Here is a 12865-nt window from a genome sequence, read left to right on the forward strand (position 1 = left end):
GTGCGACCGTAGCCGGTCCCCGCACTCGATCCCCGCAGTCGATCCCATTCCAGCCCTGCTCCACGGTCCACGCCCATCATGCTCGCCACCGATTCCGATCCCATCGTCGCCATCGCTACAGCGCCCGGACGCGGCGGGATTGGTGTCGTGCGCGTATCGGCCGGGCGCGCCGGAGCGGCAGCCACCAAAGCGCTGATGCAGGCCCTCACAGGGCAGGAGCTGGTCGCGCGCCATGCGAGCTACGTGCCCTTCCTCGACGGCGCCGGCACGGTGCTCGACCGGGGTATCGCACTGTCCTTCCCCGCTCCGCATTCGTACACCGGCGAGCACGTGCTCGAACTTCAGGGGCACGGCGGCCCGATCGTGCTGCAACTCGTTTTGCAGCGCTGCATCGAGGCGGGCCGGGAGTTCGGGCTGCGCCTCGCCGAGCCCGGCGAATTCACGCGGCGCGCGTTCCTCAACGACAAACTCGATCTGGCCCAGGCGGAAGCCGTGGCCGACCTCATCGAAGCGAGCACTGAAGCGGCAGCGCGCTCAGCCGGCCGCTCGCTCGACGGCGCGTTCTCGCGGGACATCCACGCGCTCGTGGACGATGTCGTCACGCTGCGCATGCTCGTGGAAGCGACGCTCGACTTCCCCGAAGAAGAGATCGACTTCCTGGAAGCCGCGGACGCACGCGGCAAGCTCACGCGCATTCGCGAGCAGCTCGACCACGTGCTCTCCGAGGCTCGCCAGGGCGCGCTGCTGCGCGAGGGACTTTCGGTCGTGCTCGCGGGACAGCCCAACGTGGGCAAGTCGTCGTTGTTGAACGCGCTGGCAGGCGCCGAGCTCGCGATCGTGACGCCCGTTGCCGGCACGACGCGCGACAAGATTTCCCAGACCATCCAGGTCGAAGGCATTCCGCTGCACGTGATCGACACGGCGGGTTTGCGCCACACGGAAGACGAGGTCGAGAAGATCGGCATCGAGCGCACGTGGAGCGAAATTGGCCGCGCAGACGTGGTGCTGCATCTGCTCGATGCGCGCACGGGCATGAACGCCGAAGACGAGGCGATCGCTGCGCGCTTTCCCGCAGGTGTGCCGGTTGTGCGCGTACTCAACAAGACCGACCTGACCGGTGTGGCGCCCGAAGTGGCGAAGCGCCGAGCGGAGAACGGCCGCGAAGTCTGCGAGTTGCGTCTTTCGGCGAAACAGGGCGACGGTGTCGGGCTGCTGCGCGCCGAGTTGCTGCGCATTGCGGGCTGGCAGGCGGACGCACAGAGCGTTTATCTCGCGCGCGAGCGGCATCTCATTGCGCTGCGCGCGGCTCGCGAGCATCTCGCGCAGGCGGCGGCGCACGCCGACCAGAATTCGCAGTTGCTCGATCTGTTTGCCGAAGAGTTGCGGCTCGCGCAGGAGTCGCTGAATTCAATTACCGGTGAATTCACGTCCGACGACCTGCTGGGCGTGATCTTCAGCCGGTTTTGTATCGGGAAGTAACCCCGATTCGCGCAACGCGCTGCCCCATTCTTCCGTCGCCTGGAACAATCCCTTCGAAGTACGAGGGTTAACCCTCGACAGCAATCCTCCTAGACTTTCGCTCATCGGATGCAGACATATTGTCGCGCCGAATCAAAAGCCAAAGGAGGTAGTTAGCATGAAGTCCCTGATCCAGACCGTAGCCGTTGCCGTTGCACTCGTGGTGCCGATGGCATCGTTCGCGCAATCGAATGCACCCGTTACCCGCGCCCAGGTGCGCGCCGAGCTCGAGCAGCTCGCGAAGGCGGGCTGGCATCCGGGCGCAGGGGCGGACCCGCACTACCCCGACGATCTGCTCGCCGCCGAGGCCAAGGTGGCGGCCGCGAACGGCGCAACGAGCGGCTATGGCGGCGTGGCAGCCGGCAACTCGGATGCAGGACATCCGGCGGTGGCCAAGGCCGACTGGAACGCAATGTATAACCATCCGTAACACGGCAATACCGCTGAAACGCCTGCTACGATCCGTTTCAGGCGTTTCGCATCCCTAAACGAATACCTCCGCCGTCGTTCGCTCGACGGCTTCGCTCGGGCCTTCTGGCCTGGGCGCTTTTTCCAGCGGCCGTCAAGCAACCTGGCGACGCTACTCAAAAGCAAAGCTTGTCCAGCTTCATCTCAGCGCACTACGAGCTAACTGCAACGTCATTTACTTCGTAGTGCGATGTATTCTGAAATTGGCAAGCAGACGATTCTTTTGCGTGTGCCCCGTCTCCACTGCTCGCCAACGCGACCCTCTATTTCTCCATGAGCGTACGGCGTCCGCTGTGTGCGGCTGTAATTTGTAGACACACATCGTTGCTTTTCCAAACCCTTGCCTCGGCATGGCTCACCGACAATCGGTGGGATAGGAGAACGACGATGAAAACACTCTTCTGCGTTATTGCGCTGGTTGGCCTGTCGGCCAGCCTTACGGGTTGTGTGGTGGCACCGCCTTACGCGTACGCGCCGGCACCTGCCTATGGCTACGGCTATGCGCCGGGCTACTATGCAGCGCCGTCGGTAGATATCGGGGTTGGCGTGGGCGGCTATTACGGCCACGGATGGCGACGTTAAGGGGACCGTAACAAGCCCCTTGAAAGGTTGATGTCTGACCTTTGAACTTGACCTATCCGATGTGATAGCTGTACACGCGCCGCCGCCGAACTAAAGTGGCGAGACACGTTTTCACAATACGTTGGACGAGCGCAGGGGGCAGCCATGAGATTCATCGACGACGAGATCGCGCATATCACGCGCGCAATGGCGCCCTCGTTATCCGCTGGCACGACGCCAGCCGTCTTTTCATTCGATTACTGGTACAAGCGCCTTTCCAGGCTGCTCGACCTCGACCAGATCACGCAGTCCCAGTTCCGGACCGTCGACGCGCTCATGGTCGAACTCGAAACACGTCAGCCCGCCAACGGCGCAGTGGTGCGCGAGGCGCTGGCCGCCTGACTCACCGGTTCACTAGTTTGCTTCGCGTGCGCCTGGCGCCGCGAACGACCCATTAACCTCGCCATGTCACCCGAGCATGGATTAGCCCGCGCAAGCGGGCTTTTTTCTTTTCCGGGGCGCTCGCCAACAGGCCTGCAGACGTAAAAAGACCGCGGCAGGGGCCGCGGTCAAGAGCTTGCCATCAGGCATCCTACGCGGCGCCGAGGGGTTGTCGCCGCCACACCATTCTCGCGACTCGCCCACGGTGCAGCAACGGTTTGCGCCCCGAATTAACAATCCTTAACGTTTCGGGCGGCCCTGCGCACGCTCTTGAAAACGTCGCGTGCCCCCTGCATGTACAGCCCACTTTTTCGGAGATTCAGATCGTGGGCAGACGACCTTCCTTCATTGACGATCTGGCTCGCGGCGTCCCATCCGACGGCGCGGGCCAGCGCCCTGGCATCGACGACGGTGCGCTCCTCGACGCCTATTCGCGCACTGTGATCGGCGCGCTGGAGCGCGTGCAGCCGGCGGTCGCGCACATTGCTGTCGAGCGCCGCGCATCGGGCCAGGCTCCTGCGCGCGGTGGCAGCGGTTCGGGCTTTCTCTTCACCCCAGACGGCTACTTGCTGACGAATAGCCACGTGGTGCATGGCGCGAGCAAGCTGAGCGTGACGCTCGCGGACGGGTCGACGCAGACCGCCGACCTCGTCGGCGACGACCCGAGCACGGATCTCGCCGTGCTGCGTATTGGCGCAACAGAGGCGCTGCCGCACGCGCAACTCGGCGATTCGGCGGGCCTGCGCGTCGGGCAGATCGCGATCGCCGTGGGCAGCCCGCTCGGCCTCGCGCAAACGGTGACAGCGGGCGTGGTGTCGGCGCTCGGCCGCTCGCTGCGCTCGGAGTCCGGCCGCATGATCTACGACGTGATCCAGACCGACGCCGCGCTCAATCCGGGCAACTCGGGCGGTCCGCTCATCAATTCGGCTGGTCAGGTGATTGGCGTGAATACGGCGATCATTCCGGGCGCGCAGGCCATCTGCTTCGCCACGGCCATCGACACGGCAAAGTGGGTTATCACGCAGCTCTTCGCACACGGCCGGGTGCGGCGGGCGTATATCGGCATTGCCGGCACCACGGTGCCGATCGCGCGCAAGGTGCAGCGTTACTTCGAGCTGAGCGCCACTACCGGCGTGCGGGTGATGGAGATCGTCAAGGGCAGTCCTGCCGCGCTCGGCGGCCTGCGGGTGCACGACACGATCGTGACGATCGACGGTGTGCCGGTGGACGGTATCGACACGCTTCAGCGTCTCTTCGACGTTTCGCGCATTGACCGCGAAGTAGAAATCGGTGTGATCCGCTTGACGCAGCGGCTCGACCTGAGGGTGACGCCCGTCGAGCAGACGGGCTAGGCGCAAGGAGCGGCCTGCCTGAATCTCATGCGCGGCGCGTCTTGGCACGCGCCGCTGCATGCATTACCAGCCGCTGCCGGGCTGGGCATAAACCGGCTGTTGTCCGTAGCCGGGCTGTGCGTAGCCGTCGTCGTATTGCGGCGGCGGAGGCGGCGCGCAGGGCACATAGCGGCCCGAATACTGGTCGTAGCACGCAGCTCCACCCGGGGCGGCGGCATAAACCGGCGCCGGCTGTGCATACACTGGTGCCGGCTGCACATAGGCCGGCTGAGCCGGGTATGCGACCACCGGAGCGCTATTCAGCACGGCGCCCACCGCGGCGCCAATCAACGCACCGCCAACCAGCGCACCCACCACGTCACCGCCGTGATCGTGCGCGCTCGCGGGGCCGGCCGCCACCGCACACCCCGCCAGCACCAAAACGGCTGCCATCTTTCGCATGTCGTTCTCCCTGAGAACCTTTGAAAACATGCGACCGATTGTCAGCCCGATGGCCGGATACAGGTGCTGCAAGTGGTAACGCCGAATTACGGGAAGGTGTGGCTTGCCGCCGCGCGCTGGCCGGGAGCGAGTCCCGTCAGCGTGCGTGCTCGCCGTCGTGCGCGTCTGCCTCGTGTGAGCGCGGCGTGCTACCGCGCTGCCCGGCGGACGGACAGAGAAGGGTGAGCGCGATGGATAGCACCATCAGCACGAACAGTGCGACGAAGTACGCCATCCAGGAGAACTCGAAATCCACGAGTGCCGCCCATGTGCTTCGGCGCGCTCATCCGCGCGATGCGTGCTCCCGCTCAGTGATGCAGCAAGCTGCGTAGCGGATGACGCCAGTCCATATGGTGTCCGTCTCCCGCTTGCACGCGCTGTCGATGCTCCTCGAGGATTTCGTCGGAAAACAGGAAGACGACAATGACGAGGGGAATCACCAGAAACGCGCCCAGTATTACGTGTTCGATCACGATTACCTCCTGGTTGTCAAGCGGTTTGCAATTGCATTGTAGCCAAGACGCGACAGTTTGCACATTGGGCGCGCACCGAAGCTTGAAAACAATGTTCGCCAACCATCACAAGCCAGGCTGCGCAGCCCGCGTGCCCGGTCCGCGGGGCTCAGAACGTGACTTGCGCCAAGGTCGTCATCGAGTCAGACAAGTGGTTTATGCTGCCGACCTCCGCCACACGGCAGCAAAGAGCCCAGCGCCGATGAGCAGCGTGCCGCCGGTGCGATTGATCGCGCGCTGGACTCGCGGACTGCGTACGACCTTGCGCGCGGCCGCCGCGAGCAGCGCATAGGCGAATGCGTTGAGCGTCGCGAGCGCGAGGAAGGTGGCTTCGAACACGACGATCTGCGGCGTCATGGCCATGTGAGGATCGATGAACTGCGGCACGAAGGCCACAAAGAAAATGATGCTCTTCGGGTTGAGCGCAGTGACCGCGTACGCGTGCGCGAAGATGCGGCCGGTGCGCGTCTCAGAGGTGTCCGGTGAGTCGCCAACGCCCACGGGCGCACGCCAGAGCTTTACGCCCAGGTAGATCAGGTAGGCCGCGCCGACCCATTTCAGCACCGAGAACAGCGTGGCGGAGGCCGCGAGGACGACGCCAAGCCCGAGCATGGAAGCGGTCATTGCCGTGAAGTCGCCAAGCGCAACGCCGGCCGTGGTGGCGAGCGCATAGCGGCGGCCGTGGCCGAGTGCGTAGGAAACGACGAGCAGCACGGTGGGGCCGGGAATGGCGACGAGAATGGCCGACGCAATCGCGAACGGCAGCCAGTGAGCGAAAGTCATGGGGGTTCCTCCATTGGGAAGCCCGATTTATCCACGAACTTTTGCGGTACGCAAGCATGGCGCTTGTTCTTTTCGAGCACTTCGGAAGGGCGCCTGGCATCGATTTTATTCTGTCGCCAATCCATTAATGCGCGCGCTTTCAATTGGCGCACGTGCGACTTTAGGTGCGCCGCGTCATTGACTGCCCGACCATCTAATAAACCGCTTAAATCCAGGGAAGCGCGATTGTCCTATTCCGGCTATAACCGGCCGCGCCTTGTTGGATAAGGTGCCAGGCTTTGTAATCAATGCTTCGGACTGCTGCTGGGCGCGCCGCAGCGCCAGGCTGAATGACATGACGTGGTTCGACGCCATGCTGCGAGCACCCTCGGCTGTTGCAGACGCACACAAGTCGGGCTTGCAGTCTTTCAGCAGTTTTCTATGTTTAGAAAGTTGGGTGAGGCTTGAAAGTTAAATACATAGCTAACCCGAGTAAAAACCCGCAGGAGGCAATCATGAAAATGCTATCCGGTTTCGTCGTTGTGGCGGCAGGTCTTGTTTGCGCCGTTGCGGTTCAAGCTCAGGATGTCGGCGTGAAGCCGCAGCAAACGGTGCAGCTCAAGCCGGGTTCCTATGGCTGCCTCTCGAAGGACAAGCTCGACGCCGTCTCGCTGCACGAACAGGCCGGCGAGCATCAACAGATGCAGGAATACTTCACAGGATTCCAGTGTCTGTCCACGCCCGACAATCAGTCGTTCCGCGTCGTACAGGTGGTGGGTCATGACGTCGAATTCGTCAACGCGGCGAACACCGACGAGCAAGGTCTCTGGACGACCGACCGCTTCATCAAGCAGTAAAGCGGCATCCTTGTCTGCCGGAGATTCAGCGCGCCCGCGCGGCGCGCGAGTGCCGCCCGCAAGACTCCCATGAGGTAGCAAGACGCCCCTCGCAACATGGCCCGACGCACATCCGGGCCATCCTGTTTGCCGTGCGCAGCCGTGGCGTGATGCAATGCGCCGCGCTCCGCTGTCAAACCCCCGTCACTTTCTCGTCAGACCATCCGCATTGCGTCGCGCGCCGCATCGACGCGCGCGCCGCGTGAACTCGCCCGGCACGTGGCTTGCTTGAAACTTCGCTATCATGTGCGGCTTTCGCGCGCCCGGAATTCGGTATGGCACTCAAATCGACCATCTACAAAGCAGAACTGCAGATCGCGGACATGGACCGGCACTATTACGCCGACCATGCGCTCACGATCGCGCGTCATCCGTCCGAAACCGACGACCGCATGATGGTCCGCATCGCTGCGTTCGCGCTGTTTGCGGGCGAGCGCCTCGAATTCTGCAAGGGCCTCTCCGACACGGACGAGCCCGACCTCTGGCGCAAGGACTATACGGGCGCGATCGAAACGTGGATCGAAGTCGGCCAGCCCGACGAGCGCCGCATTGCCAAGGCGAGCGGCCGCGCGAACGAAGTCATCGTGATTGCCTACGGCGGACGCACCTCCGACATCTGGTGGCAAGGCGTGCGCAGCAAGGTCGAGCGCCTGCGCAACGTGACGGTCTGGTCGCTGGGCGAGGGCGTTGCCGCGTCGCTCGGCGCGCTCGCCGAACGCACCATGCGCCTGCAGTGCACGGTGCAGGACGGCGCAGCGTGGATCGGCAATTCGAGCGCCGAGCCCGTGGCAGTCGAGTGGAGCGTGTTCAAGGCGCCCGAGAACGTGTGAGGGCGCGCCCGCGCGCGCTCAGGCGTGCGGCGGCCCCTTGAGTTCCACCAAATTGCCTTCCGGGTCGAACAGATACAGCGACGGCCCCAAACCCTCCGCCCCGTAGCGCTCGACGGCATTGCCGGGGCGCGCCCCATGCTGCGTCAGGTGTAATGTGAGCGCCTCGGCGTCGAACGGCTCCACGCGCAGACAAAGATGATCCATGTTGCCGCCCGCGCCCGCAGGCGGCGCGCCGGCGCCCCGGTCGAGCGGGCCGCCAATCGTCACGAGATCGATGAGCGAGCGTCCCGCGCGCAGTTGTGTAAGCCCGAGGTCGCGCTGTTCGCGCTCCGGCTCGCAGCCGAGCACTTCGCAATAGAAGCGCGTCATCGCAGCCATATCGGCCGCCCGGATAACGACGTGATCGATCTCGCGAATCTGGATTCGCATGGCGCCCTCGAGGTCGTGCAGGGCCTCTCATGATGAACCTGTGGGCGCACGGCTGCGCAGAATCCGCGCAGTTCAGCAGGCCTCGCGAAACGGGAGCGCCGGTGGATGCGGGTAGGCGCGTATAGAAACGCTGGACGAAAAAAAGCCCGCTGCTGTGAGCGGGCTTAATCCATATCAGGAGGAGACATGGAGGAGACAGGAACCACTATACCGAGTCGGCTGACGCGACGCAACAACTTTTTAAGGGAAAACCCGCAAAGTTGTCATTTCGTCGCACGGGAAAGTGCAAACCGCCACCAGGGATTCACCGAAGGCCATAAAAGTGCCGGATGAGCACGTGCTCGCGTGAAATCCGGCTGGAACCTGACCACAATGACAGCGCAAGATCCGGCACGCCATCGGCCGTACGCGAAGTTAGAGTAAGGGCATGTAGACAGGCACTTCGAGGAGCCGCCAAATGAGCGCCATCCCTGAACTGAAACCAGCGATGAAACCCTCAAAACCCAAGGAAACGCCAGACAGCGAGTGGACGAGCGACGCCGACCGCTGGCAGGCCGTCACGTCGCGCGACGCCAGCGTCGACGGCGCGTTCTTCTACGGCGTGCGTACGACCGGCGTGTTTTGCCGCCCGTCGTGCGCTTCGCGGCTGCCGAGGCGCGAGAACATCGAGTTCTTCGCCGAGGCCGACGACGCGCGCGCCGCCGGCTATCGCGAATGCAAGCGCTGCCGCCCTGGCGGCCTGCCGCGCGAGCTGGAAATCGTGCGGCGCGCCTGCGAGGCCCTCGACGCCGATCCGCAAGAGCGCCTCACACTCGCGCAACTGGGCGAAGCCGTGCACCTCAGCCCGTTTCATCTGCAGCGCCTCTTCAAGCGCGTGCTGGGCGTGTCGCCGCGCCAGTACCAGGCGGCGCGACGCGGGGCCGTGCTGCGCGACGCGCTCGGCGAGGGCGCCGACGTCACGCGCGCAAGCGCCGACGCCGGCTTCGGCTCGTCGTCGCGGCTCTATCACAGCGTGCCGGGCGAGCTGGGCATGGCGCCTTCCGCCTATCGCCGCAAGGGCGCGGGACTGACGATCCGCTACGCCGCCACGCCCACGTCGATCGGCTTCGTGATGATCGCGGCAACGGAAAAGGGCATTTGCCGGATCGCGTTCGGCGACGATGCCGCGGCGCTCACCGCCGCGCTCACTGCCGATTTCGCGAACGCGCAGTGCCTCGAGGACAAGGCCGCGGTCGCGCCGTTCGCCGCGCAGATCGACGCGTATCTGCACGGCCGGCGCGAGCGTTTCGAGCTGCCGCTCGACATTGCCGCGACGGCGTTCCAGCAGCGCGTCTGGGACGCGCTCCAGCGCATTCCCTACGGCGAGACGCGCAGCTACACACAGATTGCCGAAACGCTCGGCGCGCCGCGCGCGGTGCGGGCCGTGGCGAGCGCATGCGCGTCGAATCCCGTCGCGCTGGCGATTCCGTGCCATCGCGTCGTGCAGAAGGGTGGCTCGCTCGCGGGTTATCGTTGGGGGCTAGAGCGCAAGGCGGCGCTGATCGACGCCGAAGCACGCGCGGGCGAGATCCGCACATCGCAAGGAGCCACGCGCGCAACAAAGAGCGCGAAAGACAACCGTTCGACCTCGAAGCGAGCCAACACGCCGGAGACCGCCACTTGAGCGCCATCGCCTCGCAAACCGAATCACAAATAAAGACGCAAAGCGCGACACTCGAACTGCCATTTCGCGCACCCTACGACTGGCCACGCGTGCTGCGCTTTTTCAGCGGCCGCGCGACGCCGGGCGTCGAAGCGGTGGAAGACGGCGCGTGGCTGCGCGCGATCGACTTCCACGGCGCGAGCGGCACGCTCGCCGTGCGCCGTCACGCGCGCAAGCATTGCCTCGTCGTGCAGATCGACGGGCCCGTGAGCGCGCACGCGGCGGCGCTCGCCGCGCCACTCTCGCGCATGTTCGACCTGCAAGCCGATCCCGCTGTAGTCGCCGCGCATCTGCGCCACGACCCGTGGCTCGCGCCGCTCGTCGCGGCCGTGCCGGGGCTTCGCGTACCCGGCGCGTGGTCGGGCTTCGAGCTCGTGGTGCGCGCGATCGTCGGCCAGCAGGTCAGCGTGAAAGCGGCGACGACGATCATCGGGCGCCTCGTCGAACGCGTGGGCAAACGCATCGACGATCATGCGCACGCGCGCACGGCGTGGCGCTTTCCCACGCCCGCCGCGCTCGCTGCCGCCGATCTCGCGGGCATCGGCATGCCGGGCAAGCGCGTCGCCGCGCTGCAGGGCTTCGCGCAGGCCGTGGCGAGCGGCGCGGTGATCATCGAACGCGACTACGCTGAGAAAGATCAGAACAAAGCGCGCAGCAAGCGACAGAGCAGACAAATCGACGCAATCGCTGCGCAACCCGCGCCAGAACCCGCCGGCCTCGACGCGATGCGCGCCGCGCTGCTCGCGTTGCCGGGCATTGGCCCGTGGACCGTGGAGTACGTCGCGATGCGCGCGTGGCGCGACGCGAACGCATGGCCCGCGACCGATCTCGTGCTCATGCAGGCCATCGCGGCGCGCGATCCGGCGCTCGTGCGCGCGACCCAACAGCGCACCCGCACCGACACGTGGAGCCCCTGGCGCGCGTATGCAGCCATGCATTTGTGGAACGAAATTGCCGATCGCGCGGGCGCGGCGCGCGGCGGCTAGGGCGGCCGGAAACAGCGCGAGCAAACGGGCGCCGCCTCCCGCGAGAAGCGCGCATCGACAGGCCAAAACCCCGCCCGAAGCAGGCCCAAGCAGGTCTTTCGGCGAGATGTTAAAGTGCCCGCTACCCGAAAAGAATCCCGGCCGGCGAGCGCACGCAGCACTGCGCCGCCGGCCCGAGCCCGACTTGCCTCAATGTCAGACACGACCTCTACACGCACGAACGACGTTCTCGCACAGCGCCTTTCCGTGCTGGGCGACGGGCCACATCGCGGCGCGCTTACGCGCGGTCTGCGCGGCATCGAGAAGGAGAGCCTGCGCGTGACGCGCGACGGCCGTCTCGCCATGACGCCGCACGCGCCAGCGCTTGGTTCGGCGCTTACGCATCCGTCGCTCACCACCGACTATTCGGAAGCGCTGGTCGAGATCATCACGCCCGCCGAGCCCGATGCGTCGATCACGCTCGAGAAGCTCGACGAACTGCATCGCTACGTCTATGCCGTACTCGCGCGTGACGGCGAGATGCTCTGGAACGAATCGATGCCGGGCCTCCTGCCCGACACCGACGACGGCATTCCCATCGCGCGCTATGGCAGCTCGAATATCGGCCGCCTCAAGTACGTGTACCGCATGGGCCTCGCGCTGCGCTACGGGCGCACGATGCAGTGCATCGCCGGCATTCACTACAATTATTCGCTTGATGAAGACGTGTGGCGCGTGCTGCATGCGCATCATCAGTCCACGGCTTCGCTCACCGACTATCAGTCGGAGCGCTACCTCGCGCTGATCCGCAACTTCCGGCGCACGAACTGGCTGCTCATGTACCTGTTCGGCGCTTCGCCCGCGCTCGACGCGCGTTTCCTGCGCGGCCGCGAGCACAAGCTCGAGGCGTTCGACGCCGACACGCTCTATCTGCCGTACGCAACGAGCCTGCGCATGAGCGATCTCGGCTACTCGAACACGACGGGCCAGTCCGCCTTGCGCGCCGACTACGACACGCTGGCAGGCTATCTCGACGCGCTCGCGCAGGCTGTGAGCCAGCCGTATCCGCCCTACGAGGCGATCGGCACGCATCGCGACGGCGAGTGGGTGCAGATCAACACAAACGTGCTGCAGATCGAGAACGAGTTCTATTCGACGATCCGCCCCAAGCGCGTGACGCATCCGGGCGAGCGGCCGCTGCATGCGCTCGCCGCGCGCGGCGTGCAGTACGTCGAAGTGCGCTGCATGGACATCGACCCGTTCGAGCCCACTGGCATCTCGCTTGAAACCGCACGGTTTCTCGACGCCTACCTGCTCGCCTGCGCGCTCGATGAAAGCCCTTTGCTGCCGGCCGACGCGTACGCCGAATCGAACGAAAACTTTGGCCTGGTGACGAAAGAAGGGCGGCGCCCGGATCTCGCGCTCAAGCTCGACGGCAAGGACGTGCCGATGCACGAATGGGCAGAGGCGCTGTTCGAGAAGATCGGCCACGCAGCTGCTGTGCTCGATGCAGCGTTCGGCAGCGACGAACATACGCGCTCGCTCGCGGTGCAACGCGCGAAGCTGGCCGACCCGTCGCTCACGCCATCGGCGCGCGTATTGCAAACCATGCGCGATAGCAAGCAGTCCTTCCTGCAATTCGCACTCGCGCAAAGCGAGCGCCATGCGGCGCAATTCCTCGCGCGTCCGCTAGATGCCACGGCCACGGCCGAGTTCGAAACGCTCGCGCGCGAATCGCTCGCGGAGCAGGCGCAACTCGAGCGCGACGAAGTCGGATCGTTCGACGCGTTCGTCGCCGCGTATCGCGCTTATACGCTCAATCGCTTCAGCGTCTGAGCTCTGCTCTGAGCTGCGTGCCGTTGCGCCGTTGCGTTGCGGCGCACCCATCCCATCGAGTTTTATCCCAGGCACCGCATTTGCTCGCAACACCAGCGTGCAGATGCGGTCCA

General features: G+C 65.1%; 15 protein-coding genes. 10 read left to right on the forward strand and 5 right to left on the reverse strand.

Going from position 1 to position 12865, the window contains the following annotated elements; genetic code table 11:
* The first annotated feature begins 78 nt into the window (after positions 1-78).
* From mnmE to VSR72_RS31655, 5 genes are all read left to right on the forward strand, one after another.
* Positions 79-1479: a tRNA uridine-5-carboxymethylaminomethyl(34) synthesis GTPase MnmE gene (gene mnmE / locus VSR72_RS31635; RefSeq protein WP_342956191.1), complete on the forward strand. Its 1401-nt coding sequence runs from the start codon at positions 79-81 to the stop codon at positions 1477-1479.
* 157 nt (positions 1480-1636) lie between these two features.
* Positions 1637-1948 (forward strand): DUF4148 domain-containing protein, encoded by a 312-nt coding sequence (locus VSR72_RS31640; protein WP_342956192.1) that lies wholly within the window; start codon positions 1637-1639, stop codon positions 1946-1948.
* 425 nt (positions 1949-2373) lie between these two features.
* Positions 2374-2568: a hypothetical protein gene (locus VSR72_RS31645; protein WP_342956193.1), complete on the forward strand. Its 195-nt coding sequence runs from the start codon at positions 2374-2376 to the stop codon at positions 2566-2568.
* 144 nt (positions 2569-2712) lie between these two features.
* Complete coding sequence (locus tag VSR72_RS31650; RefSeq protein WP_342956194.1) at positions 2713-2949, forward strand: hypothetical protein; 237 nt, start codon at positions 2713-2715, stop codon at positions 2947-2949.
* 365 nt (positions 2950-3314) lie between these two features.
* Positions 3315-4340 (forward strand): trypsin-like peptidase domain-containing protein, encoded by a 1026-nt coding sequence (locus tag VSR72_RS31655; RefSeq protein WP_342956195.1) that lies wholly within the window; start codon positions 3315-3317, stop codon positions 4338-4340.
* A 63-nt stretch (positions 4341-4403) separates the two neighbouring features.
* On the opposite strand, the gene VSR72_RS31660 is transcribed toward VSR72_RS31655, so the two are convergent.
* The 4 genes from VSR72_RS31660 to VSR72_RS31675 all read right to left on the reverse strand — a co-directional run bounded on the left by VSR72_RS31660 (position 4404) and on the right by VSR72_RS31675 (position 6115).
* The gene (locus tag VSR72_RS31660; RefSeq protein WP_342956196.1) at positions 4404-4781 is read right to left on the reverse strand and encodes an ecotin precursor; all 378 of its coding nucleotides are present in this window, start codon (positions 4779-4781) and stop codon (positions 4404-4406) included.
* A gap of 136 nt (positions 4782-4917) precedes the next feature.
* Positions 4918-5076, reverse strand: coding sequence for a hypothetical protein (locus VSR72_RS31665; RefSeq protein ID WP_342956197.1), 159 nt, complete (start codon positions 5074-5076; stop codon positions 4918-4920).
* A 52-nt stretch (positions 5077-5128) separates the two neighbouring features.
* On the reverse strand, positions 5129-5293 hold the full coding sequence (locus VSR72_RS31670; protein ID WP_342956198.1) for a hypothetical protein: 165 nt from the start codon (positions 5291-5293) through the stop codon (positions 5129-5131).
* 195 nt (positions 5294-5488) lie between these two features.
* Positions 5489-6115 (reverse strand): LysE family translocator, encoded by a 627-nt coding sequence (locus VSR72_RS31675; RefSeq protein ID WP_342956199.1) that lies wholly within the window; start codon positions 6113-6115, stop codon positions 5489-5491.
* A gap of 494 nt (positions 6116-6609) precedes the next feature.
* Between VSR72_RS31675 and VSR72_RS31680 the strand changes: the two genes are divergently transcribed.
* Positions 6610-6951: a hypothetical protein gene (locus VSR72_RS31680; RefSeq protein ID WP_342956200.1), complete on the forward strand. Its 342-nt coding sequence runs from the start codon at positions 6610-6612 to the stop codon at positions 6949-6951.
* Between the two features lie 314 nt (positions 6952-7265).
* On the forward strand, positions 7266-7820 hold the full coding sequence (locus VSR72_RS31685; RefSeq protein ID WP_342956201.1) for a YaeQ family protein: 555 nt from the start codon (positions 7266-7268) through the stop codon (positions 7818-7820).
* Positions 7821-7838: 18 nt separating this feature from the next.
* On the opposite strand, the gene VSR72_RS31690 is transcribed toward VSR72_RS31685, so the two are convergent.
* Positions 7839-8249, reverse strand: coding sequence for a VOC family protein (locus VSR72_RS31690; protein WP_342956202.1), 411 nt, complete (start codon positions 8247-8249; stop codon positions 7839-7841).
* 487 nt (positions 8250-8736) lie between these two features.
* Here VSR72_RS31690 and ada point away from each other — a divergent pair, with 487 nt between their 5' ends.
* The 3 genes from ada (at position 8737) to gshA (ending at position 12752) form a co-directional block, all read left to right on the forward strand.
* Positions 8737-9912: a bifunctional DNA-binding transcriptional regulator/O6-methylguanine-DNA methyltransferase Ada gene (ada, locus tag VSR72_RS31695; protein WP_342956227.1), complete on the forward strand. Its 1176-nt coding sequence runs from the start codon at positions 8737-8739 to the stop codon at positions 9910-9912.
* A 5-nt stretch (positions 9913-9917) separates the two neighbouring features.
* Positions 9918-10937, forward strand: a complete 1020-nt coding sequence (locus VSR72_RS31700) for an AlkA N-terminal domain-containing protein (protein WP_342956228.1) — start codon at positions 9918-9920, stop codon at positions 10935-10937.
* A gap of 192 nt (positions 10938-11129) precedes the next feature.
* A complete protein-coding gene (gene gshA / locus VSR72_RS31705) occupies positions 11130-12752 on the forward strand; it encodes a glutamate--cysteine ligase (protein WP_342956203.1) in 1623 nt (540 codons plus the stop codon).
* Positions 12753-12865 lie beyond the last annotated feature (113 nt).

Source organism: Paraburkholderia sp. JHI869, assembly GCF_038900775.1.
Taxonomy (GTDB): Bacteria; Pseudomonadota; Gammaproteobacteria; order Burkholderiales; family Burkholderiaceae; genus Paraburkholderia.

Coding starts and splice junctions, on each gene's coding strand:
- mnmE (WP_342956191.1), top strand. CDS start 79: ATGCTCGCCACCGATTCCGATCCCATCGTCGCCATCGCTACAGCGCCC.
- VSR72_RS31640 (WP_342956192.1), top strand. CDS start 1,637: ATGAAGTCCCTGATCCAGACCGTAGCCGTTGCCGTTGCACTCGTGGTG.
- VSR72_RS31645 (WP_342956193.1), top strand. CDS start 2,374: ATGAAAACACTCTTCTGCGTTATTGCGCTGGTTGGCCTGTCGGCCAGC.
- VSR72_RS31650 (WP_342956194.1), top strand. CDS start 2,713: ATGAGATTCATCGACGACGAGATCGCGCATATCACGCGCGCAATGGCG.
- VSR72_RS31660 (WP_342956196.1), bottom strand. CDS start 4,781: ATGCGAAAGATGGCAGCCGTTTTGGTGCTGGCGGGGTGTGCGGTGGCG.
- VSR72_RS31675 (WP_342956199.1), bottom strand. CDS start 6,115: ATGACTTTCGCTCACTGGCTGCCGTTCGCGATTGCGTCGGCCATTCTC.
- VSR72_RS31680 (WP_342956200.1), top strand. CDS start 6,610: ATGAAAATGCTATCCGGTTTCGTCGTTGTGGCGGCAGGTCTTGTTTGC.
- VSR72_RS31685 (WP_342956201.1), top strand. CDS start 7,266: ATGGCACTCAAATCGACCATCTACAAAGCAGAACTGCAGATCGCGGAC.
- VSR72_RS31690 (WP_342956202.1), bottom strand. CDS start 8,249: ATGCGAATCCAGATTCGCGAGATCGATCACGTCGTTATCCGGGCGGCC.
- ada (WP_342956227.1), top strand. CDS start 8,737: ATGAAACCCTCAAAACCCAAGGAAACGCCAGACAGCGAGTGGACGAGC.
- gshA (WP_342956203.1), top strand. CDS start 11,130: ATGTCAGACACGACCTCTACACGCACGAACGACGTTCTCGCACAGCGC.